The following is a 22,497-nucleotide window of genomic DNA, read 5'->3' as shown; positions in this document are numbered from 1 at the left end:
CGCGGCGGGGGATGCCGCGCGGTGTGGACTTGAGCATGCTCTCCACCCCGGCAACATCGAGGATCGGGCCGGTGGCCGGTGACAACGGATGCGACGTAGCCTGGTGCACGTTGTCCACCAGACCGTCGAGCATGGCCACGGCGTCGTCGACGATCCCCTGGCTGCGCGTGTCCGTGCCGTGCAGCAGCCAGCGGGCCAGCTCCAGCTCGGCGTAGAGCATCGCGCGCTGCGTGATTCTCGGGTCGTTGCCCTGGCGGGCCGACGCGTACGACGCGACGGCTGTCTCGCCGGCCGCCCCGCGGGAGGCAAGCAGCCAGTGCAGGTCGCGGGCCGGGTCGCCCACGCTCAGGGCGGACCAGCCGAGAACCCCGGAGACGGAGTCGTCGGTGATCAGGAACGAGTCGGCCGACAACGACCCGTGCACCACGCAGGGCGCGAACTGCCAGAGCCCGTCGTCGTCGGTGGCCTGTTCCCAGCGGCGCAGGATCGCGGCGGGCAGGTAGCCGGTGGTGGCCGCCCGGTCGATCAAGGCGATGGTTCCGGTACGGCATTCCTGAGCGCTCTGCTGAGGCAACCCGGCGGTGCCGACGAAGGCCGTCGGCAGTGAGTGCACCGCGGCGATGGCGCGGCCGATCGAACCGGACACGCCCGCGTGGCCGGTGAGGGCATCCGCGTCGAAGGAATCGCCCTCCAAAAACTCGTAGACGACGGCCCGGGTGCCGCTGAGCGGCGCCTGGCCCACGAACTGCGGCACGTCGAAGGGGAGCCGGCTCCGGTTGCCGACGGTGAGCGCGCGCAGGGCTACCAGATCGGCGGACTGCTCGGTTTCGGCAGCCTGCGAGGCGGGGACCCGGATGATGAGGGCACGGTCGTCGCGGTCGATCAGCAGTGCGGATTCGAACGCGCCGCTGGCTCCTCGAGAACGCGCGACGGAGCCGTGCAGACGCACCTGGACGACGTCGAGACCGGGGACGGCGGCAGTGGCCAGCGCGGCTAGAGTGAGAGGGGATCTGACCATACCTTCTAGGTTAGGTCGACTTCCCCTCGGCGCGGTTGTTCGCCACGCCTCGACACAACTTCGGCAGTCTGTCCGAGACCGAGGAGCACCATGTCGTTTGCGTTCACCTCCCGTCTGCCGCTATCCCGTCACGCGGTCGACCGTGACGGCGAGGCGCGCGCCACCCCCGGTTTGCTCAACACGCTGCAGACGGATTCCGGCACGCGCCTGCTCGTGCTGTGGCGAGGCTCCGCGCTGATGGAGGCCGCCGCCCCCGCCCGACTGCGCCTGCTGGCTCCCGACCGAGTTCCCGCCGGCGAGTTCCGGCTCTACCTCGGCCGTTCCCTGGCCGAAGATGCGCCGGAGCCCGTGGGCACCCCGCTGGTCGCGGCCGTGCTGACCGACGAGGAGGCCCTGGCGCTCGAACCCGACGAGTCCCTCTGGGTGTCCCTGCGCCCTGTGGCGACCACCCTGTCCGACCGCGACGCGGGACTGTTCACCGAGACGCTCGGCGTCGTGAACTGGCACGACTCCCACGCCCACTGCCCGCGCTGCGGCACGGCCACCCTGGTCGAGAACGCCGGTTGGACGAGGCGCTGCCCCGACTGCGGCGGCCAGGTGTTCCCTCGCACCGACCCGGCCGTGATCGTGCTGATCACCGACGCCGACGACCGCATCCTGCTCGGCTCGAACGCCCTCTGGGAGGGCAACCGCTACTCGCTCCTGGCCGGTTTCGTCGAACCGGGCGAGTCGCTCGAGGCGGCCGTCATCCGGGAGATGTTCGAGGAATCCGGCCTGCGCGTGGCCGACCCGGTCTACCTCGGCTCCCAGCCGTGGCCGTTCCCGGCCTCGATCATGTTCGGCTTCACGGCCCGGCTCGCCGACGGCCAGGCTCCGGCGGCCCTGCTCCCCGACGGGGAGGAGATCCTCGACCTGCGCTGGTTCAGCCGCGACGAGCTACGGGCCTCCGGCGACGTCATCATCCTGCCCGGCCGTTCCTCGATCGCCCGGGCGATCATCGAGCACTGGCTCGGTGAACCCCTCGAATTCGGCCCCGACAAGGTGCACGGATGGCGCTGACCGCCGGTTCCCTGCTGGCCGGCCTCGACGACCAGCAGCGGGTGGCGGCCGAGGCGCTCGTGGGTCCGGTGTGCATGCTCGCCGGCGCCGGCACCGGCAAGACCCGGGCCATCACCCACCGCATCGCCTACGGCGTGATGACCGGCGCGTACTCGCCGAACCGGGTGATGGCCCTCACCTTCACGGCGCGCGCCGCCGCGGAGCTGCGCGGCCGGCTGCGCCAACTCGGCGCCGGGGGCGTCGCCGCCCGCACGTTCCACTCGGCGGCCCTGTCGCAGCTGAACTATTTCTGGCCGCACGTCGTCGGCGGCCAGGCGCCCCGCATCCTCGACGGCAAGGGCCGTCTGCTCGGGCACGCCGCCGAAACCCTGAAGCTCAAGCTGGACACGGCCACCCTGCGCGACCTGGCCGCGGAGATCGAGTGGCGAAAGACCTCCGGAATCGGCATTGAGGCGTATGGGGCCGGCATCGCCAAGCGCGGCCTGCCCGGCCGGCTCGACGTGGACCAGGTGCTGGCCATGATGGAGTCCTACGAGCGCCTCAAGGACGACCGCAAGCAGATCGACTTCGAGGATGTGCTCCTGGCGATGGCCGGGATGATCGAGGCCGAGCCATCCGTCGCCCTACAGGTGCGCGAGCAGTACCGTTTCTTCGTCGTCGACGAATACCAGGACGTCTCCCCGCTTCAGCACGACCTGCTCTCGCTCTGGCTGGGCCAGCGCCGCGACCTCTGCGTCGTCGGGGACGCCAGCCAGACCATCTACTCCTTCGCGGGCGCCCGCAGCGACTACCTGCTTGACTTCCCCAAGCGGTGGGAGGACGCCACCGTCGTGCGCCTCGAGCAGAACTACCGGTCGACGGGGTCGATCGTCGCCACCGCCAACCAGCTCATGCGCGGGCGGACCGGCGCCCTCACCCTGCGCGCCCACGCCAGCGAAATCGGCACCGAGCCGGGCGTGCGCGAGTACCCGAACGACATGGCCGAGGCCCGCGGCGTCGCCCAGAACATCGTCGAGCTGATCGAGGGCGGCACCCGCCCGGAGGACATCGCCGTGCTGTTCCGGGTGAACGTGCAGGCCGCCTTCCTCGAAACGGCCCTCGGCGACGTCGGGGTGAGCTATCAGATCCGGGGGTCGAAGCGCTTCTTCGACCTGGCCGAGGTCAAGCAGGCGGTGATGCAGCTGCGCGCGGCATCCGTCTCGATCATCGGCGAACCGCTGTTCAAATCCGTCAGCGACGTGCTGCGCTCCCTCGGCTGGAGCCAGAGTGCGCCGGAGGCCCAGGGCGCGGTGCGCGACCGGTGGGAGTCGCTGAACGCGATCATGGGCCTCGTCGACCAGGCAGCCCCGGAGACCACATTCCGCCAGTTCACCGACGAGCTGATGGAGCGCCAGGCCGGCCAGCACGAACCCACGGTGTCCGCGGTGACCCTGGCGACGCTGCACTCGGCGAAGGGCCTCGAATGGGACGCCGTCTTCCTGATCGGTCTGTCCGAGGGACTCGTGCCGATCAGCTACGCAGGCACCTTCGAGCAGATCGACGAGGAACGCCGGCTGCTCTACGTGGGCATCACCCGGGCACGCAAACGGCTGTCCCTGAGCTGGTCTGCTGCGGGCCACCAGCAGCGCGGCCCCAGAGAGCGTTCCCGGTTCCTGTCCGAGATCGGCGCCCGAGGCGTGCGTGCGCCCGCCGCCCGCGGCTCCTGAGACCGGCGCGGGGTAGCCTCGGGGCGTGCCCACTTTTCCGTTCACCCGCCTGGCTGCGGTGCCCTACGCGCCGTTGCTGGTGACGCAGGCACGCCGGCTGCGCCGCGACACGCCCCGGCTGCCCGACGCCGCCCTCCCGTGGACCGGTTCCCGGCCCGGCCCCGACCCGCTGCGCATCCTCGTGCTCGGCGACTCGACCGCCGCCGGCGTGGGCGCCGAGACCCAAAGCGAGGCCCTGCCGGGCTGGATCGCCCACGAGGTGGCCGAGCGCTGGGGCCGCGGCAGCACCTGGCGGGCGATCGGTGAGAACGGCGCCACGGCCCGGGACGTGCGCGAGCGCTTCCTGACGGACGCCGCCGCCGTGCCCTTCGACCTGGCCCTGCTGACCATCGGCGCGAACGATGCGCTGGGGCTGCGCTCCCGAAACGCCTTCACGAACGATGTGCGCCGAATCGTGCTCGCCCTGCGGGCCGCGGCGCCGCAGGCGGCCGTGCTCGTGTCGCTGATGCCGCGCTTCGACCGCTTCGCGCTGCTGCCCGAACCCCTGCGCGCCACCCTCGCGCGGCACGCCGCGAGCCTCGACACCGGCGCCCGCCTGGCCGTCGAGGGTCTCGACGGGGTCGCCGCGATCCCGACCCCGCCGCCCTACGTCGAGGGCTTCTTCGCCAGCGACGAGTTCCACCCGAGCGCGCTCGGCTACCGCCTCTGGGCCCGGTTCGTTTTCGACTCCGCGCCCGGCCTCCGACTCGACCGCCCGGTCGGCTGAGAGCACCTGATGGCCCTGCTCCGTACACTCGACGAGGTTGTCGCGGTCGTCCGGGCGGTCGAACTCGAACGCACCCGGCAGGCGACTGATGCCGGCTCGCGCACCCTCGTCGGCCTGGCCGGCGCCCCGGGATCGGGAAAGTCGACCGTGGGGGAGGCGCTGGTCGCCCGGCTGAACGCCGGCGCCTCGTGGTGGTGGAGGGCAACTACCTGCTGCACGGCGAGGGCGGCTGGGCCGAAGCCCGGCCGCTGCTCGACCTGACCCTGTTCGTGGGGCTGGAGCGGGGCATCCGGCTCGCCCGAGCCTGATCTGGGCCCCGGTCTGCGAGCGGGTCTGACCTGGACCTGTCCCGTCAGTCCCGGGCGGGGCGCCCGGCCCCGGGCAGCGCGGTCACGTTCCCGGGAACGGTGCGGCAGCCGCACGACTCATGCGGCCGGTAGCCACGACGTTTGAGCGTGCCGGACGCCACGTCGAAGACGAGCGCGGTCTCCGTGAGGGTGGACCGCCCGAGGACCAGCCGGTCGTGGCCGATCCCGGCGACGAGGGCGGCCACATCGATGCCGGCCCGCGGGGTCTCCGTGGGTGCCCGGCGGCTGAGCAGCTGGCAGGCCAGGGCGGCCCACGACGGGTCGGAATCCATGTGCGCCAGCTCCAGGCAGTACAGGCAGGGGCCGACCCCCGGCTCGACCAGGGGTCCGATCCGCACCTCGCTGTCGCTGAAGACCACGGGCAGGTGCGGGATGTCCCGGCGCAGCCAGCGCCCGTGCCGCTCCGGTTCCAGGGCGTAGTGACCCAGGACCACGGCCAGCCCGGTGCCGGGGTCGTCGGTCTTGGCCAGGGTCAGACCCAGGGTGCCGATCAGGGTGCGGATCAGGTCCGCCGTGAGCCCGCACCCGTCGACGCAGATTCTTGGCGGCGGTGCCACGGCGACCGGTTCGGGCATCCGGGCCGGGCCCGGAACATTCTCGGCGGTGACCAGAAGAGCCGGCCGCAGGGCGCGGAGCAGCGCCAGGATGGCCTCGTCGGAGGCCCCGCCCTCCCGCCCGATCATCAGGGCTCCGGAGCGGGGCACCCCCACGAACAGGGCCGCGAGCACCCGCTCGAGTCCCGGGCTCAGGGCGGTGATCACGACCAACGGGCGGTCGACGCCGACCTGGATGATGTCGGGCGAGCGCCAGACGACCGGATACCGGGGATCGAGTCGGAGTGTCATTCAGCGATGATGCCGCACTGGGCGCGCGCCCGCGCGAGTCATCCACAGCCCTGGCCCACAGCCACAGCTCCGCACGGCGCGGCCGTTTGCCCGATCCTCGGCGTCAGTCCAGCATCCGCCCCTAGGCTTTCACTATGACGACGCAACGACGTGTACTTGTGACCGGCGCTACCGGGTATATCGGCGGCCGACTCGTTCCCCTGCTGCTGGAAGCCGGCTACGACGTGCGCGTGCTCGTGCGCACACCCCAGAAGCTGAAGGATGTCCCGTGGGTCGAACAGGTGGAGGTCGCCGAGGGCGACCTCGGGGACCTGGCCAGTGTGCGATCCGCCGTCGCCGGGGTCGATGTGCTCTACTACCTGGTGCACTCGATGGGCACCCGCGGCGACTTCGAGAGCACGGAACGCCTCGCGGCCACGAATGTGGCTACGGCCGCCGCCGCGGCCGGCGTCTCCCGCATCGTCTACCTGGGCGGGCTGCACCCGGACACCGAGGAGCTGTCCCAGCACCTGCGCTCCCGGGCAGAGGTCGGCCGCATCCTGGTGGAGTCCGGTGTGCCGACAGCAGCCCTCCAGGCCGGGGTGGTCATCGGGTCCGGCTCCACGTCGTTCGAGATGATCCGGCACCTGACCGACGTTTTGCCGTACATGCCGGCGCCGCAGTGGGTGCGCAACAAGATCCAGCCGATCGCCGTGCGTGACGTGCTCTACTACCTCGTCGCGTCGGCGGAGCTTCCCGCCGACGTCAACCGCACCTTCGATATCGGCGGCCCCGACGTGCTGCGTTACGGCCAGATGATGAACGGGTACGCCCTCGAGGCCGGCCTTCGCCAGCGCCCCATCGCGTCCCTGCCCGTGTTCACGCCCTGGCTCGCATCGCAGTGGGTCAATTTGGTCACGCCCATCCCGCGCAGCCTGGCCGTGCCGATCATCGCAAGTCTGCAGAACGACTGTGTGGTGCACGAGCGCGACATCGACCAGTACATTCCCCAGCCGAAAGAGGGCCTCACCGGGTATCGCACCGCCGTGCGCCTGGCCCTCGGCCGCATGCGCGACGGCGACGTCGAGACCAGCTGGCGAAACGCGTCGATCGCGGGCGCGTCGAGCAACCCACTGCCCAGCGACCCCGAATGGGCCGGGCACCTCGTCTACACCGACCTCAAGGAAAAGCACACCGCCGCGAAGCCGGAAGACCTGTGGCGCGTGATCGAGAGCATCGGCGGTGACAACGGCTGGTACTCATTCCCGCTGGCCTGGGCCATCCGCGGCTGGATGGACAAGCTCGTCGGCGGGGTCGGCCTGCGCCGCGGCCGTCGTAACCCCGACCACCTGCATACGGGCGATGTGCTGGACTTCTGGCGGGTCGAACGCATCGACACCGGCCGGTTCCTGCGTCTCCGTGCCGAGATGCGCGTTCCCGGCCGGGCGTGGCTGGAGATGACGGCGGTTCCGGCGCCGGGCGGCGGCTCCGTGTACCGTCAGCGCGCCGTCTTCTTCCCGCGGGGACTGGGCGGTCGGCTGTACTGGTTCGCGATCCTGCCCTTCCACGGCGTCATCTTCACCGGCATGGCCAACCGGATCACGGCGGCCGCCGTAGGGGAGGCTGCCGTGGAGGTGGCCGTGACGAACGCGAACGCCACGACTGCCCCGAATGCCCCCGGATCGGGCCGGCCGGTCGCCGAGCGCGCCGCCTGAGCGGTGAGTTCACCGAGGTTGACCTGACCGGGCCCTGACCTGACCGGGCCCTGACCTGACCGGGCCCTGACCGCGCCCTGACCGGGCCCTGACCTGACCGGGCCCTGACCTGACCGGTGAAGACCGGGACCGCGACGCGGTATGAATCCGCGTTCCAACCGCCCGGGTTTCCGAGTCCGAGGCCCTGCAGCCACTCAGCCCGGAACGGAGTCGACGGCGATTCCGTCGCCCCGGACGCTTTCGTCGGTCAGGCCCGGCTGAGCCCGCGCGTGTGGCCAACTCAGGACATCCGCCGCCTGGGTCCGCCAGCCTCCGCAGACTAGTGCGGAACCAGCGCGGATGCCCGGCATGCCCCGAGCGGATCTCCTGAGTTGGCCACACCATCTGCCGGAGACCAAACGGTGATCGCCGGAGGCGCCGCATGACTCGTGCGGCTCGGGCCTTGACCGGGGCACTCGCCGCCTCGCCGGTGATGACCCGCGTGCACGCGGTGCCGTCGGACCCGATCGTGTGCGCGCGACGCCGCGAAGCGATGAGGACTCACTCAGGGGCCGGTGCGGTCACGGCGAGGCACTATTGAAGACTTGCGAGCAACGCGATGCCGATCCAGCAGATCTGATGTGGGGCGAGTCTGCGCAGTGACTCGTGCGCAGTGGCTAGTGCGTGGGAAGGTGCGCAGAGATCTGCTCGTCGGGCTCGAGTTCCAGCTGGCGCTCACGGAAGAGATTGAGCTGGCGCTGGCGGTATTCGCCGACCAGATTCGTGATGTCGTGGTGTTCGGTGTGGCCGGGAAGGTTCGGCAGGGATGCAGATTCTGAAGTCAATGGGAAAACCAATTCGTCTCGGGGGAACGACCGATGCCCGGATTTGGAGCATTCAGAGACGCTAATTGATTCCACCGGTGATGTCAACGCGGCGGTGCCGCGGCGTCAGCCTCGGTTGTTGTTGAGTTCGAAGACCTTGAGCAGCTCCGCGATGGCGGTCCCCCGAGCCTCGCCCCCGGCCTCGAACATCTCGGTCACGTGGGTTTGCAGGTGATTGTCCACCAGGAGCTTGTTGAGCGAGCCGAGCGACTTCTGGATTGACAGGGACTGCGTGAGGATGTCGATGCAGTAATCCTCGTTCTCGATCATCTTCTCCAAACCACGCATCTGACCCTCGAGGATGCGGGCACGGTGCAGGGCACGCCGTTTGATGTCGTCAATCATGGGTCTACAGTACCGCGATTCCAAATACCCCGGAGGGGTATTCTGTCGTCTGCCAGCGACGTCACCATCGTGTGCGACCACCTGGCACCATGCCCGACGTCATCCGGCTGTCCCGACGCACCCTGCGCGTGATCAGGGGTACCCTGTTCTGCACCTTCTGCTACGGCCGGGCGGCGCTGCCGCTGGCCGTGTTCAACCTGATCAACCCGTTGATCTCCGCCGCAGCGATGGCGTTCTCCAGCCTGTTCGTGGTGCTCAATAGCCTGCGCTCGAACACCGTCCGGTAGCCGCGCCGGCGGTTCGGCTCTCCGTGGAGTGAAGGCATGCGTCGTGCGCTCATCCTCTTGCTCACAGCCACACACGGAGCATGCGCGCTGCTCGGCCTGTCCGCCCCCGGCCTCGCGGTAGCCGGCCCGGTGCGGGGGCCGTCCGCAGTGTCGGCGGGCGTCGAGGACTTCACCTTCGACTCGTGGCACTCGGACTTCCGGCTGTTGCTCACCGGCGACGGGCACTCGCGCCTCACCACCACCGAGACGATCGTGGCCCGGTTTCCGGAGACCGACCAGAACCGGGGCATCCTGCGTGCCATCCCCACCCACTACGACGGACATCCGACCGACCTGGAACTGGTCAGCGTCACCGACGAGAACGGGCGGCAGCGCGACGTCGAGACCGAAACCACCAGCGAAGACGGCGGAGACCAGTTCCTGGCGGTGACGATTGCCACCGATGTCTTCGTGCATGGCGCGCAGACCTATGTCATCACCTGCGAACAGGTCGACGTCACGCTCGACCCGGAGGATGCCTCGATCCAGGAGTTCTACCGTGAGGTCAACGGCACCGGCTGGGCCCAGCCGTTCGGCGATGTGTCCGCCACCCTCACCGTCGACCCGGTGGTTGCGCCCCGGCTCACCGGGGATGCCGCCTGCTATCAGGGCACCGGCGATTCGTCGGAACCCTGCGCCTCGCTGACGACGGATGCCGCGGGCGAGGCCGTCACGATCGACGTCACCGCCGGGGCACTCGGCCCGGCCGAGGGGCTCACTCTGTCCGTCGGGTTCGAGCCCGGCACCTTCGTGCCCCGCGACCAGTCGTTCACGGCGAACCCGTTCCCGGGTATCGGCCTCGCAGCGGCCCTGATCGGCCTGCTCGGCGCCGGTCTCGCCGTCGCCTCCCGGGCCACCCGCTGGCGGAACGCACCGGGTCGGCCGACCGTCGTCGCCGAGTACCTGCGGCCGCAGGGCGTCAACCTGCTCGTGGCGGGAAACGTGATGCGCACGAGCGCCAAGGCCATGACCGCCCAGTTGCTCAGCTTCGCTGTGCGTGGCAATGTGCGGGTCCTGGAGGGGGAGGGCACAAAGCACTACCTGCTCGAGCTGCTGCACACCAGAGACCTCGACCCGGCCGAGCAGGCGGTGCTCCGGCTGCTGTTCCCGGGGCTGCACGCGGGCACGAGCCGCGACCTCAAGACGAAGGACACCAAGCTGGGCGCCGGGCTGGCCAAGCAGCTCCAGGCGGTCACCGAGCAGGTGCTGGCCGACGGGCTGCGGGAGAGGAAGGGTGGCCGGCTGCGCCGTTGGCTGCTCGTCGGCGCTGTGCTCACCGGCATTCTGACTCTGGCCGGCTGCGTCGGGGCGTTCGTCACGGAGGTCGGCGGGGGCTGGCCGGTGCTCGTACTGGTGCTCGGCATCGCCACCTCGGTCACGACCCTCGTCGTGTCCGCGAGTGTGCGCCCACTCACCGCTGCCGGCGCCGAGCTGTGCGATTACCTGGCCGGCGTGAAGCTATACATCGATATAGCCGAGGCCGACCGGCTGCGAGTGCTGCAGAGCCCCGAGGGAGCGCTGAGGTCGCCCTACCGGCCGGACCCGGCATCCGTTCTCGGCCTGCCCGATCCGGGGCAGCCGGGGCAGGTGCTGAAACTCTATGAGCACCTGCTGCCGTTCGCGGTGCTGTTCGGTCAGGAGAAGGAGTGGGCCCAGGTTCTCGGTGACTACTACGCCCGGAGTGACGCGCAGCCGGACTGGTACGCTGAGTCCGCTCCGTTCAACCCGGTCTGGTTCGCCGCCGGGTTGAGCTCGTTCACGAGCTCCACCTCGGCCTCCTGGTCGGGAAGCGCGTCGAGTTCCTCCAGTTCCGGTTCGGGTGGAGGTGGCTCGGTCGGCGGCGGTGGAGGCGGCGGCGGAGGAGGAGGCGTCTGATGGGCACCCCGGTCGAACCCACAGTCACACGTTCCGCTCTGGCCCCCGGTCTGCTCGGGGCGGTCATCCTGCTCGGCGGGCTAGCGCTGCTGGACTCCGAAAGCTTCATCATCATCCGGTACGCGGTCAGCATCCTTGCGATGATCCTCTGCGTCTTCGCCATCCAGGCGAAGGCCTGGCTGTGGCTGATCGGTCTCGTTCCGATCGCGGTGCTCTGGAACCCGATCGTGGTCATCGACCTGTCCGGCCGGGGCTGGGTGTCCGCCCAGTTCATCGCCGCGCTGGTCTTCATCCTCGTCGGGGTCGTCACCAAGGTGCCGGTGCATCGGGATTGACCAGCGGGCGTAGACTGAATTCACGTCGAAAAAGCCCGATTACCGTCTTGACCGTGCCGCTGCATCCCAAATGCCGGTGGCGCAAATAGGGTTGGCACGTTGCTCGATTCAGGCTTCGACGTATCGATCGCACCGGTGTCCACGGATGCCGCACCACGTCGAGCACGGCCTTTGTCTGCTGTGCTGCTGTGAAGTTGGAGAAGAATGGCTTACACCCGCCACCAGGCCGCCGGTTCGAACAACCGTGTTGCCGCCGGAGGTCGCGCTCGGCAGCGACCTCGTTCCCGCGACGATGACGCCCCCATCATTCCCATCCTCGCCCGCAAGGTGCGCGAGGTGGAGGCGAAGGCGCAGATCGGCGCCAAGCTGGGCCCGACCAACCGCACCAAGTACCAGGTCATCGCGCTGCTCATGCGCGAGGAACGCGCCCGGGTCAAGGGCGACAAGGACCTCACCGACGCGAACCGCGCGGAACTGCTGAAACGCCTTGACGGCATCGCCCAGATCCTGGCGAAGACCGCGGCCCGCGACACCAGCCTGATCACCCTGCTGGAACCGGATGCCGGCGTGTCCACGGTCGCGCAGCGGTTCCGCCGCGACTGGCTGCTTGAGTCCGGTGCCGAACTCACCCCCGACGAACTGATCATCACCCGCGAGGCCGAGGCCAAGCCGGAAATTCCGGTCAACCAGGTCATCCCTCAGTCGGTCAAGGCCCGCCAGCTCGCCAACCCGTTCCTCGCGCCCGATTTCAGCGCCGCGACGGCCCAGCCGGTCGTCTCCGGCCGTCGCCTGGCCAACTGGGAACTCATCGGCCCGCTGTTCAAATCCTTCGAGTATGGTTCCGGCGGTCAGGCCGCCAGCATGGACCTGCCCGAGGCACCCCGCGTCGACCGGCTCTCGCCTCGCGGCATGGAGCTGATGCGCCACCAGGCCCGGTTCGTCGAAAGCGCGCGCCTGGGCCACCGCAGCTACCTGCTCGCCGACGAGCCGGGGCTCGGGAAGACGGCGCAGAGCCTGCTCGCGGCATCCGTCAGTGGGGCCTACCCGCTGTTGGCCATCGTTCCCAACGTCGTCAAGATGAACTGGGTGCGCGAGGTCGAACTGTGGACGCCGAACCGCCGGGCCACCGTCATCCACGGCGACGGCGACACGCTCGACGCCTTCGCCGATGTGGTCATCGTCAACTACGACGTGCTCGACCGGCACCGCACCTGGCTGGGCACCCTGGGCTTCAAGGGCATGGTCGTCGACGAGGCGCACTTCATCAAGAACCTGCAGTCGCAGCGCTCCAAGCACGTGCTGGCCCTGGCTGAGCAGATCCGGCGCCGCACGCCCGGCGGCAACCCGCTGCTGATGGCTCTGACCGGAACCCCGCTGATCAACGACGTCGACGACTTCCGGGCGATCTGGCAGTTCCTCGGTTGGCTCGACGGCGACAAGCCGGCCCCCAGACTCATGCAGAAGCTCGAAGCGATCGGGCTGACCCCGGCCGACTCCGGGTTCTACAGCGCCGCGCGTGCCGCGGTGATCGACCTCGGCATCGTGCGCCGCCGCAAGGTCGACGTCGCCGCCGACCTGCCGGCCAAGCGCATCGCCGACATCCCGGTCGAGCTGGACGACGACCTCGGCCGCTCCATCCGCCAGGCCGAGCGGGAGCTCGCCGCCCGCCTGGTCACCCGGTACCACTCCCTCGTCGCCGCCCGCCATCCGGGCCAGACGCCGCCCGTCCTCGACGGCGAGCAGCGGGCCGCCTTCATCCGCGCGGTTGCCCACGCCGAACTCGAGGAGTCGAAGGGGCAGACGACCGGTGAGAACGTCTTCACCATGGTGCGCAAGATCGGTCAGGCCAAGGCCGCCCTCGCGGCGGACTACGCCGTGCAGCTGGCGCACTCGGTGGGCAAGGTCGTGTTCTTCGCCAAGCACATCGACGTGATGGATGCCGCCGAAGACATCTTCGCCAAGCGCGGCCTGCGCACGGTTTCCCTGCGCGGCGACCAAAGCGCACTGGCCCGCCAGGCCGCCATCGACTCCTTCAACGATGACCAGGGGGTGGCCGTGGTGGTCTGTTCCCTCTCTGCCGCCGGAGTCGGCGTCAACCTTCAGGCCGCCTCCAACGTCGTGCTCGCCGAGCTCAGCTGGACTGCCGCCGAGCAGACACAGGCCATCGACCGGGTGCACCGCATCGGCCAGGACGAGCCGGTCACCGCGTGGCGGATCATCGCCGCCCACACCATTGACGCGCGCATCGCCGAACTCATCGGCAGCAAGCAGGGCCTCGCGGCCCGCGCCCTGGACGGCGCCGTCGACGAGATCTCGTCCGCCGATTCCGTGCAGGCCAGCGCCCTGATCTACCTGCTGACCCTGGCTCTCGACGGGGAGTTGTAGAACGCGCCCCTCACCGGCGTGGATTTGAACCGGGCCTCGTTTGGGGTCCATCATTGAGTGGCGGCGGTGTGGGCGCCAATCTGATCACTTGTGCAACAAGGAGCAACGACAAATGAAAATTGGTATCCTCACCAGCGGCGGAGACTGCCCCGGCCTGAACGCGGTTATTCGCGGTTCCGTCCTTAAAGGCATCCGCGTCCTCGATGCCGAATTCGTCGGCATTCGCAACGGCTGGAAAGGCCTGGTCGAGGGCGACTTTATGACTCTGGACCGGCACAGCGTGCGCGGTCTCTCCCGTCAGGGTGGCACCATCCTCGGCAGCTCCCGCACGAACCCGTTCGAGGGTGAAAACGGCGGTCCCATTAACATTCAGAAGACGATGGACGCGGAAGGAATCGACGCGATCATCGCCATCGGCGGCGAGGGCACCCTCACCGCGGCACGCCGACTGACGGATGCCGGACTCCAGATCGTCGGCGTTCCCAAGACCATCGACAACGACCTCGAAGCCACCGATTACTCATTCGGCTTCAACACCGCCGTCGAGATCGCCACCGAGGCCATCGACCGACTGCGCACCACGGCCGAATCCCACGGCCGCTGCATGATCGTCGAGGTCATGGGCCGCCACGTGGGCTGGATCGCCCTGCACTCCGGCATGGCCGGCGGCGCCCACGCCATCCTGATCCCGGAGCAGCCCCAGACCATCGAGCAGATCTGCGACTGGGTCATGCACGTGCGCGACCGCGGCCGCGCACCCGTGCTCGTCGTCTCCGAGGGCTTCAAGCTCGCCGGCATGGAGGAGGCGCTCTCGACCAAGGGCCTCGACGCGTTCAACCGCCCCCGCCTCGGCGGCATCAGCGAGATGATCGCCCCGATGATCGAGGAGCGCACGGGCATCGAATCCCGCGCCACCGTCCTCGGCCACACCCAGCGCGGCGGCGCTCCGTCGGCCTATGACCGGGTGCTCGCCACCCGCCTCGGCATGGCGGCCGTCGACGCCGTCTACGCCGGCCAGTGGGGCTCCATGGTTTCCCTGCGTGGCACCGACATGGAAATCGTCAGCATCGCGGAAGCGACCATCGGTCTGAAGACCGTGCCGCAGGCGCGCTACGACGAGGCCGCGGTGCTGTTCGGCTAAACCCGCACCAGGCGCTGAGGGGATCCGGATCGATTTCCGTCGATTGGCGGAGGTTCAACCGGGACCCCTTCGTTCGTTCCGGGACCGACTCAGGCGAGTTTGGCCTGAACCTGCGCCAGCGACGGGTTCGTCGCGCTGGAGCCGTCCGGAAAGAGGACTGTCGGAACCGTGCGGTTGCCGTTGTTCAGGCTCATCACCAGCTCGGACGTGCCGTCGACCTCCTCCACGTTGATCTCGGTGTAGGCGATGCCGGCCTTGACCAGCTGGGTCTTCAGGCGGGTGCAATAGCCGCACCAGGTCGTCGTGAACATGGTTATGGTTCCGGATTCCGGCACGAAGTTCATAACTGGACCCTAACAAACCGGCCTGAACGGGAGCCGGACCGTACCTCGTTACCATTGGTTCATGTCTCTTCCTCAGGTCTGCGTGGGCTACCTCACCCGGCGTTCTCCATCGGGGGGCCTGCAGGTGCTGCTCGGCCGCAAGAAGAAAGGACTGGGCCGGGGCAACATCGTCGGCCTGGGCGGCAAGCTCGAGCCGGGGGAGTCGGCCGTGGAGGCGATGGTGCGGGAGATCGAGGAGGAGTCCGGCCTGGTCGTGGCGGCATCCGCCCTGACCCCGTTGGGTCTGCTGACCTACCTGTTTCCGCACCGGGAGATCTGGAGCCAGGAATCGAGCGTGTTCGTCTGCACGCAGTGGAGCGGCACCCCGCGCGAGTCCGACGAGCTGAACCCGGTCTGGTTCGACGTGGCCGCGCTACCGGTGGACGAGATGTGGGACGACGCCCGGCACTGGCTGCCGGGGGTGCTCGCCGGCATTCCGGTGCGGGCCACCTACACCTTCGGCCCCGACTTGGCCACGGTGGTCGACCCGGTTTGAATTGACCTGCTTCCCCGGGAGTGTCAGGCTTATCACCGCGGTGCAGCTTGAGATAACCCCGGCTGTCGTACACCCAGAGGAAGACGCCGGTGGATTTCACCCTGATCGTTGCGCTTGTGATTGCGCTCGCACTGATTTTCGACTTCACCAACGGCTTCCACGACACCGCGAACGCGATGGCAACCCCCATCGCGACCGGCGCCATGCGCCCGAAGGTCGCGGTGGGACTCGCCGCCATTCTGAACCTGGTCGGGGCTTTCCTCTCCACCGAGGTCGCCAGGACCATTTCCGGCGGCATCATCAACAAGGATGACGCCGGAGTTCAGATCACTCCCGAGATCATCTTCGCGGGGCTGATCGGCGCCATCGTCTGGAACCTCATCACCTGGCTGCGTGGCCTGCCGTCCAGCTCGAGCCACGCCCTGTTCGGCGGACTCATCGGCGCGACGATCATCGGCGTCGGCTCGCAGGCGGTCGCCTACGACGTCGTGCTGGCCAAGGTCATCCTGCCGGCACTGATCGCCCCGCTCACGGTGGGCATCGTCGCCTACCTCGCCACCAGGCTCGCCTACTTCATCACCCGGCGGGATTCCGGCAAGGCGGATGGCCGGGGCGGCTTCCGCTACGCGCAGATCATCTCCTCGTCGCTCGTTGCCCTCGCACACGGCACCAATGACGCCCAGAAGACCATGGGCGTCATCACCCTCACCCTGATCGCCGGCGGGATGCAAAACGTGGGCACCGGCCCGCAGCTGTGGGTCATCACCACCTGCGCGATCGCGATCGCGATCGGCACGTACACCGGCGGCTGGCGAATCATCCGGACCATGGGTCGCGGCCTCACCGACATCAAGCCGGCCCAGGGCTTCGCTGCGGAGACCAGCACCGCGGCCACCATCCTCGCGTCCAGCCAACTCGGCTTCGCGCTCTCCACCACGCAGGTCGCGTCCGGGTCGGTGATCGGCTCGGGCCTGGGCCGCCGCGGCTCGACCGTGCGCTGGGGCATGGCCGGCCAGATCGCGCTCGGCTGGGTGCTCACCCTGCCGGCGGCGGCCATCATGGGTGCCTTCGCGGCCGGACTCGCCCTGATCGGACCGATGGGCATCGTGCTCGACCTGGTGATCGGTTCCCTCGTTGTCGCCGTGCTGTTTCGCCGGTCCCGCCAGAGCCGGGTCACGCACGACAACCTGCACGACATCGACGACGCCGGGCGGGTCGTGAAGATCCGGAAGACCCCCCGCAAGGCCTCCCGCACGGCCTCTCGCAAGGATCGGAAGCAGGTCGCGCTGTGATCGATTGGTCTGCGTTCCTCGTCGTCGCGGTCGCTTCGCTCCTCTCGTCCGTGGTCGTGGTGAGCCTGTATTCGCTCGGGCTGCGGCTGCTCACCACCGCCGGCCGCGTTCCCGTGGTCGAACCGGCCGAATTCACGGGAGCCATCACCGTGCTCACCCCCAAGCGTGCGGCCAAGGAGGCCAAGCGCGCGCGCAAGGCCGCCGCCGGCCCACTGAGCCCCCTGCAGAAGCAGGTCGCCCTGATGGGCGCCTACGCCTGTTTCGTGCTCTGCAGCGCGGCCGTGCTCTACGGTGTCTACCTGATTGTGCCGGCCCTGCACCGCTGACCCGCAGCGTCCCTGTTGCGCTTCCCTCGCAGCGTTCCGTGCCGTAACGTGCGTTCTCGGTCGCCGCGCGGTAGCCGCGCCGCTGCGCTGGTGGCACGCCACGAGCGGCACGGCGCTGCACGCGCGCAACGCCGGATGCCTGCGAGACCTGGTCCGTCAGGCTGGCGGCGCACCCTGTGGAGCTGGGCGCACGGTAGAACGTGCGCCGCGAGCCAGAACGTGCGCCGCGAGCCACTACCTGCGACGCTGCGGAGGGCCGCGGATGCTACCGTGCGGTGCCGCGCACCCGGGCCACCCACGTCATCAGGTGGTAGATCACGATGGCGGCGACCGTGCCGAGCGCGATGCCGTTGAAGCTGAGGGTGCCGGCCGAGAAGGTGTAGTCGGCGATGCCGATGATCAGCGCGGTGGCCGCGGTGAACTGGTTGACCGGCTTGCTGAAGTCGACCTTGTTGTCGAGCCAGATCTTCACGCCGATGATGCCGATCAGGCCGTAGAGGGCCGTGGTGACGCCGCCGAGCACCCCCGCCGGGATCGTGTTGATGACCGCACCGATCTTGGGGGAGAGTCCGAGCAGCACCGCGGTGATGCCCGCGACCCAGTAGGCGGCCGTGGAGTAGATGCGGGTGGCCGCCATGACGCCGATGTTCTCGCCATAGGTGGTGGTGCCCGATCCGCCGCTGAAGCCGGCGAGCATCGTGGCCAGGCCGTCGGCCATCAGGGCGCGACCCGTGAAGCGGTTCACCTTCACATTCGTCATCTGGGCAACGCCCTTGATGTGGCCAACGTTCTCGGCCACCAGCACGAGCACGACCGGCAGGAACGCCGGCAGCACGCCGAGGGCGGCGGACGGATCCGCGAACGGGTTCATCGCCGCGGTGAACTGGGGCAGGCCGATCCAGGCAGCCTCGCCCACCCCGCTGAAGTCGACCTCGCCGGCCACCACGGCGGCCACATAGCCCACGATCACGCCGATGAAGATGGACAGCCGGCCCAGGATGCCGCGGAACACCACGGTCGAGAGGATCACGGCGAGCAGGGTGATCAGCGCGGTGAGCGGGGCCAGCTCGAAGTTCGACTTGGCGACGGGCGCCAGGTTGAGGCCGATCAGGGCGACGATGGCCCCGGAGACGACGGGCGGCATCAATGCGTCGATCCAGCCGGTGCCGGTGAGCTGCACGATCACGCCGATCAGGGCTAGGAGTAGGCCGACGACGATGATGCCGAACAGGGCGCTGCCCATGCCCGCGCTCGCGGTCGCGGCGGTGATCGGCGCGATGAAGGCGAACGAGGAGCCGAGGTAGCTGGGCAGCTTGTTGCGCGTGATGACCAGGAAAAGCAGGGTGCCGATACCCGAGAAGAGCAGCGTCGTGCTGGGTGGGAAGCCCGTGAGCAGCGGTACCAGGAACGTGGCACCGAACATGGCGATGACGTGCTGGGTGCCGATCCCGATGGTCAGCGGCCAGTTCAGGCGCTCGCCGGGGCCGACGACATCCGTGGCTCCGACCGTTTTTCCGTCACCGTGCAGGGTCCAGGGCAGAGCCATGTGTTTCTCGTTTCCGTGTCGTGCGTAATCCCGATGGTAGTGAACAATTAAGATCGGACGGTGAGACCATCCGTTCAGCCTGCCCAAGCAGAGCCACTCTCGGTGCGGATTGAGACCGGCTTGCTGCACGGAATCCGGGTGCGCGGGGTGCGCCAGTGGCGCGGGATTCCCTACGCGGCCGCCCCCGTGGACGAGCTCCGATTCCGCGCCCCGCAGCCGGTCGCGCCTTGGCAGGGCGAACGGGATGCAAGCTCCTTCGGCCCGGTCGCCACGCAGAGCCACCGCGGCCAGTTCATCGGCGCGAAACCGACGATCCCGCAAAGCGAGGACTGCCTCAACCTCAACGTGACCGCTCCCGACGAACCGGTCGACCCGCGGATGCTGCGGCCCGTCATGGTCTTCATCCACGGCGGCGCCTACAGCGTCGGGTCCTCGCGGGAGGTGCCCCGGCAGGGTGAGGGGCTCGTGCGGCGCGGCGGCATCGTCTATGTCAGCCTCAACTACCGGTTGGGGGCGCTCGGCTACATCGACTTCAGCCGTTACTCGACCGCGGAGCATGCGTTCGAGAGCAACCTCGGGCTGCGCGACCAGGTGGCTGCGCTCGGCTGGGTGCGGCGCAACATTCGCGCGTTCGGCGGCAACCCGGATGCCGTCACCCTCTTCGGCGAATCGGCCGGAGCCAACGCCGTGACCACCCTGATGACCGTCCCGGCCGCCGCCGGACTCTTCCAGCGCGCGATCGCGCAGAGCGCCCCGCCGAACGCCGTCTATGCCCCCGATGTCACCGCCGAGTGGGCAGCGGACTTTGTGCGGCTCCTGGCCCGGCGCACCGGGCAGGCCGACCCGACGAACTCGACCAACACGGCGACGGATGCCGCTGCCCTGCTTCTGCAGGCCGACCCGGCACATCTGGCCGAGGCCACGAGCGACCTGACCCGGCGCGCCCCGGACCGGTACCCCGGGACGATCCCGCTCTCGCCCGTGATCGACGGCGACTTCCTGCCCGAACGACCTCTCGACGCCTTCCGCGACGGCCGTGCCCACCGGATTCCGCTGATCATCGGCACCAACTCGCGAGAAGGTTCGCTGTTCAGTGGGCGCATCGACATCCTCGCCACGACGCCCGGGCGCATCCGCGCCGTGTTCGCGAACACCAAGAAGAAAGCTCGCACGCGCCTGCGGGCGCAGTACCCCGGGATACCCGCGCTGCGGCCCGCCCTCGATTTCGGTGGTGATTTTTCGTTCTGGTACCCGAGCGTGCGCGTGGGCGAACGGCACTCCCGGTATGCCCCGGTGCGCTTCTACCGCTTCGATGCCGCGCCGCGCCTGGTGCGTTTGATGGGGCTCGACGCCACGCACGGCCTCGAGCTGTTCCCGCTGTTCGACCGGCTCGACGGCTGGTTCGGCCGCGGCATGACCGCGCTCGGCGGTCGCCGCGACTTCCAGCGGATCGGTGCCCGGATGCAGCGTTGGTGGCTCAGTTTCGCCGCCTCCGGGGTGCCGGATGCGGCCTGGCCGCTCTACGACGAGGCCGAGCGCCTGACCCTGGTCATCGACGCCGTCGACCGTGTCGAGTCCGACCCGCGCGGGGACCGCCGCCGGGCCTGGGACGCCTTCGTGCCGCACATCTGAGCCCGGCGTGCCACAGCCCGGCAGCCCGGCCGGTTGCCTCCGCGGGCCGTCCTCGCGCAGCCCCGCGGAATCGGCCCGCACTCCGGGGCCGTAAACTGGGCAACTGAGAATCAGCTGAGTCGGACACCAGGAGCACCCCATTTCTGAAACAGAGACCCACACGTCATCCACGCCTGCCCCAAAGCCGGACACTCCGGCGGGCACGAACCCGGGGGTCAAGGCCCGCATCGATCGGTACTTCGAAATCACCCGGCGCGGTTCCACCTACGGCCGGGAAATCCGCGGCGGTCTGGTGACGTTCGTCACGATGGCCTACATCGTGATCCTCAACCCGCTCATCCTCGGCGGCTTCAGCGCCGACCAGGCCGCGGTCGACGTGGCCGGCGGATGGCTGCCCAACGGCCAGGTTGCCGCGGTCACCGCCCTCACCGCCGGCGTCATGACCATCTTGTTCGGCGCCGTCGCCCGGCTTCCATTCGGTTTCGCCGCGGGCCTCGGCATCAACTCCTTCCTGGCCGTGAGCGTCGTCGGCCAGGTGACCTGGCCGGAGGCCATGGGCCTCGTGGTCATCAACGGGCTCATCATCGTGCTGCTCGCCTCCACCGGCCTACGCGAGCTCATTTTCAACGCCGTGCCGCGCCAGCTGAAGATCGCCATCACGGTCGGCATCGGCCTGTTCATCGCCTTCATCGGCCTGGTCGACTCCGGCTTCGTGCGCGCGAGCGGCGCCGCGTCGCCGCCCGTGCAGCTCGGCGACAACGGCTCCGTCGTGAGCCTGCCGACCGCCGTGTTCGTGCTCGGCCTGATCATTCTCGGCATCCTGGTCGCCCGCAAGGTGAAGGCGGCCCTCCTAATCGGAATCGTCGCCACCACGCTGATCGCGGTGGTCCTCGAGGCGATTTTCAAGGTCGGGCCGTCGTTCGGGCAGAACCCCGACGGTTGGAACCTGAACGCGCCGGTACTGCCGACCTCCATCGTTTCGCTGCCCGACCTGAGCCTCGTCGGACAGGTCAGCTTCGGCGCCTTCGACCGGATCGGCATGCTGGCCGCGTCGATGCTCGTTTTCACGCTCGTCTTCACGAACTTCTTCGACGCCATGGGCACCATGACCGGCCTGGCCAGCGAGGCCGATGTGGCCGACGAGAAGGGCAACTTCCCGCGCCTGAAATCCGCCCTGATCGTCGAGGGCGTCGGCGCCGTCGTCGGCGGGGCCACCTCTGCCTCGTCGAACACGGTGTTCATCGAGTCCGGTGCCGGCATCGGCGAGGGTGCTCGCACGGGACTGGCCAACATCGTCACGGGACTGCTGTTCCTCGCGGCCATGTTCTTCACCCCGCTCACCCAGATCGTGCCGCTCGAGGTGGCCGCGGCCGCCCTCGTGATCGTCGGCGCGATGATGGTGTCACAGATCCGGTTCATCGACTTCACGGAATTCTCCATCGTGCTACCGGTGTTCCTCACGATCATCGTGATGCCGCTGACCTACTCGATCGCCAACGGAATCGGGGCCGGCTTCATCACCTGGGTGCTGGTGCGTTCGTTCTCGGGGAAGGCGCGCGAGATCAGCCCGTTGCTCTGGGTGGTCGCGGCCGGCTTCCTGGTCTTCTTCGTGCGCGGCCCGATCGAGGTTCTGTTCGGCGCGTGACCGCGTGGCCGCCCCCGGCCCGATTCGGGGGCTAACCCCATGGGTGCCAGAACGGATGCTCCGTAGTGTCGTTGGGAGAGCGGCATCCGTCGCTCCCCATCGAAACGGAGAACCACCCATGTCAACCATCGCTCCCGACCAGGCCACGGTCTACACTGCCGAGCCCGTACCCCCGCGGAGCAGCACCCTGGCCGTGTCGAGCCTCGTGCTCGGCCTCGTGTCGATCGTCGCCGGCTGGACCTTCCTCGTGCCCATTGCTGGCCTGGTCGTCGGCATCCTCGCCCTCGGCCGGGAACCGCAGGCGCGCACCCTGGCGATCTGGGGCATCGTGCTCAACGCGGTGCTGCTGGCCGGCTCGCTCCTGCTCGTGCTGCTGGCGCTGGCCCTCGGCCTGCTGGCCCTACCGTTCGCGTTCTTGATCTGACCTCGATCTGGCCCGGCGCGGCCTCGC

General features: G+C 69.1%; 20 protein-coding genes and 1 pseudogene. 15 read left to right on the top strand and 6 right to left on the bottom strand.

Annotated elements, in window-relative coordinates; translation table 11 throughout:
- Positions 1 to 256: 256 nt before the first annotated feature.
- Positions 257 to 1,018, bottom strand: a pseudogene (locus tag CXY81_RS17615) (phosphotransferase); the annotation flags it as partial.
- A 90-nt stretch (positions 1,019 to 1,108) separates the two neighbouring features.
- On the opposite strand from CXY81_RS17615, the gene nudC reads away from it, so the two are divergent.
- From nudC to CXY81_RS15325, 3 genes are read left to right on the top strand one after another with little or no spacing between them, the layout of a single operon-like run.
- Positions 1,109 to 2,077 carry an NAD(+) diphosphatase gene (nudC, locus tag CXY81_RS15335; RefSeq protein ID WP_104195346.1) on the top strand — a complete coding sequence of 323 codons (969 nt, stop codon included), beginning with the start codon at positions 1,109 to 1,111 and terminating at the stop codon, positions 2,075 to 2,077.
- The gene (locus tag CXY81_RS15330) at positions 2,068 to 3,783 is read left to right on the top strand and encodes an ATP-dependent helicase (protein ID WP_104195345.1); all 1,716 of its coding nucleotides are present in this window, start codon (positions 2,068 to 2,070) and stop codon (positions 3,781 to 3,783) included. The genes nudC and CXY81_RS15330 overlap by 10 nt, the downstream gene beginning before the upstream one ends.
- A gap of 25 nt (positions 3,784 to 3,808) precedes the next feature.
- Positions 3,809 to 4,549 (top strand): SGNH/GDSL hydrolase family protein, encoded by a 741-nt coding sequence (locus CXY81_RS15325; protein WP_104195344.1) that lies wholly within the window; start codon positions 3,809 to 3,811, stop codon positions 4,547 to 4,549.
- Positions 4,550 to 4,901: 352 nt separating this feature from the next.
- On the opposite strand, the gene CXY81_RS15315 is transcribed toward CXY81_RS15325, so the two are convergent.
- Positions 4,902 to 5,762 (bottom strand): TOMM precursor leader peptide-binding protein, encoded by an 861-nt coding sequence (locus tag CXY81_RS15315; RefSeq protein WP_104195343.1) that lies wholly within the window; start codon positions 5,760 to 5,762, stop codon positions 4,902 to 4,904.
- A gap of 134 nt (positions 5,763 to 5,896) precedes the next feature.
- Between CXY81_RS15315 and CXY81_RS15310 the strand changes: the two genes are divergently transcribed.
- Entirely contained in the window at positions 5,897 to 7,456 is a 1,560-nt protein-coding gene (locus tag CXY81_RS15310) for an SDR family oxidoreductase (RefSeq protein WP_104195342.1), read from the top strand.
- Between the two features lie 656 nt (positions 7,457 to 8,112).
- Here the strand turns inward: CXY81_RS15310 and CXY81_RS16505 are convergent.
- Both CXY81_RS16505 and CXY81_RS15305 read right to left on the bottom strand, forming a co-directional pair.
- Positions 8,113 to 8,280: a hypothetical protein gene (locus CXY81_RS16505; protein WP_158252085.1), complete on the bottom strand. Its 168-nt coding sequence runs from the start codon at positions 8,278 to 8,280 to the stop codon at positions 8,113 to 8,115.
- 105 nt (positions 8,281 to 8,385) lie between these two features.
- Positions 8,386 to 8,664: a metal-sensitive transcriptional regulator gene (locus tag CXY81_RS15305; RefSeq protein ID WP_104101060.1), complete on the bottom strand. Its 279-nt coding sequence runs from the start codon at positions 8,662 to 8,664 to the stop codon at positions 8,386 to 8,388.
- Between the two features lie 89 nt (positions 8,665 to 8,753).
- Between CXY81_RS15305 and CXY81_RS15300 the strand changes: the two genes are divergently transcribed.
- The 5 genes from CXY81_RS15300 (at position 8,754) to CXY81_RS15280 (ending at position 14,726) form a co-directional block, all read left to right on the top strand.
- Positions 8,754 to 8,951 carry a cation-translocating P-type ATPase gene (locus CXY81_RS15300; RefSeq protein ID WP_199180885.1) on the top strand — a complete coding sequence of 66 codons (198 nt, stop codon included), beginning with the start codon at positions 8,754 to 8,756 and terminating at the stop codon, positions 8,949 to 8,951.
- A gap of 36 nt (positions 8,952 to 8,987) precedes the next feature.
- The gene (locus CXY81_RS15295; RefSeq protein WP_104195341.1) at positions 8,988 to 10,865 is read left to right on the top strand and encodes a DUF2207 domain-containing protein; all 1,878 of its coding nucleotides are present in this window, start codon (positions 8,988 to 8,990) and stop codon (positions 10,863 to 10,865) included.
- Entirely contained in the window at positions 10,865 to 11,200 is a 336-nt protein-coding gene (locus tag CXY81_RS15290; protein ID WP_104169961.1) for a DUF6804 family protein, read from the top strand. The genes CXY81_RS15295 and CXY81_RS15290 overlap by 1 nt, the downstream gene beginning before the upstream one ends.
- Positions 11,201 to 11,404: 204 nt before the next feature.
- Positions 11,405 to 13,585: a DEAD/DEAH box helicase gene (locus CXY81_RS15285; RefSeq protein WP_104195340.1), complete on the top strand. Its 2,181-nt coding sequence runs from the start codon at positions 11,405 to 11,407 to the stop codon at positions 13,583 to 13,585.
- Between the two features lie 112 nt (positions 13,586 to 13,697).
- The gene (locus CXY81_RS15280; RefSeq protein WP_104101064.1) at positions 13,698 to 14,726 is read left to right on the top strand and encodes a 6-phosphofructokinase; all 1,029 of its coding nucleotides are present in this window, start codon (positions 13,698 to 13,700) and stop codon (positions 14,724 to 14,726) included.
- Between the two features lie 89 nt (positions 14,727 to 14,815).
- Here the strand turns inward: CXY81_RS15280 and CXY81_RS15275 are convergent, their stop codons facing one another.
- Complete coding sequence (locus CXY81_RS15275; protein WP_104101065.1) at positions 14,816 to 15,070, bottom strand: mycoredoxin; 255 nt, start codon at positions 15,068 to 15,070, stop codon at positions 14,816 to 14,818.
- A gap of 61 nt (positions 15,071 to 15,131) precedes the next feature.
- Between CXY81_RS15275 and CXY81_RS15270 the strand changes: the two genes are divergently transcribed.
- The 3 genes from CXY81_RS15270 (at position 15,132) to CXY81_RS15260 (ending at position 17,223) form a co-directional block, all read left to right on the top strand.
- The gene (locus CXY81_RS15270) at positions 15,132 to 15,605 is read left to right on the top strand and encodes an 8-oxo-dGTP diphosphatase (RefSeq protein WP_104195339.1); all 474 of its coding nucleotides are present in this window, start codon (positions 15,132 to 15,134) and stop codon (positions 15,603 to 15,605) included.
- Between the two features lie 89 nt (positions 15,606 to 15,694).
- Positions 15,695 to 16,897 (top strand): inorganic phosphate transporter, encoded by a 1,203-nt coding sequence (locus CXY81_RS15265; RefSeq protein WP_104169958.1) that lies wholly within the window; start codon positions 15,695 to 15,697, stop codon positions 16,895 to 16,897.
- Entirely contained in the window at positions 16,894 to 17,223 is a 330-nt protein-coding gene (locus CXY81_RS15260) for a peptidase (RefSeq protein WP_104169957.1), read from the top strand. Before CXY81_RS15265 ends, CXY81_RS15260 begins: the two co-directional genes overlap by 4 nt.
- A 265-nt stretch (positions 17,224 to 17,488) precedes the next feature.
- On the opposite strand, the gene CXY81_RS15255 is transcribed toward CXY81_RS15260, so the two are convergent.
- Complete coding sequence (locus CXY81_RS15255) at positions 17,489 to 18,769, bottom strand: uracil-xanthine permease family protein (RefSeq protein ID WP_104195338.1); 1,281 nt, start codon at positions 18,767 to 18,769, stop codon at positions 17,489 to 17,491.
- 102 nt (positions 18,770 to 18,871) lie between these two features.
- Between CXY81_RS15255 and CXY81_RS15250 the strand changes: the two genes are divergently transcribed.
- The 3 genes from CXY81_RS15250 to CXY81_RS15240 all read left to right on the top strand — a co-directional run bounded on the left by CXY81_RS15250 (position 18,872) and on the right by CXY81_RS15240 (position 22,470).
- Complete coding sequence (locus CXY81_RS15250) at positions 18,872 to 20,401, top strand: carboxylesterase/lipase family protein (protein ID WP_233194208.1); 1,530 nt, start codon at positions 18,872 to 18,874, stop codon at positions 20,399 to 20,401.
- Positions 20,402 to 20,540: 139 nt separating this feature from the next.
- Positions 20,541 to 22,046, top strand: coding sequence for an NCS2 family permease (locus CXY81_RS15245; RefSeq protein ID WP_104169954.1), 1,506 nt, complete (start codon positions 20,541 to 20,543; stop codon positions 22,044 to 22,046).
- Positions 22,047 to 22,164: 118 nt separating this feature from the next.
- Positions 22,165 to 22,470 (top strand): hypothetical protein, encoded by a 306-nt coding sequence (locus tag CXY81_RS15240; protein ID WP_233194207.1) that lies wholly within the window; start codon positions 22,165 to 22,167, stop codon positions 22,468 to 22,470.
- The last annotated feature ends 27 nt before the right edge of the window (positions 22,471 to 22,497 follow it).

The organism is Cryobacterium sp. M25 (genome assembly GCF_002929635.1).
Classification (GTDB): Bacteria; Actinomycetota; Actinomycetes; order Actinomycetales; family Microbacteriaceae; genus Cryobacterium; species Cryobacterium sandaracinum.
This window is presented reverse-complemented; position numbering and strand designations above follow the sequence as displayed.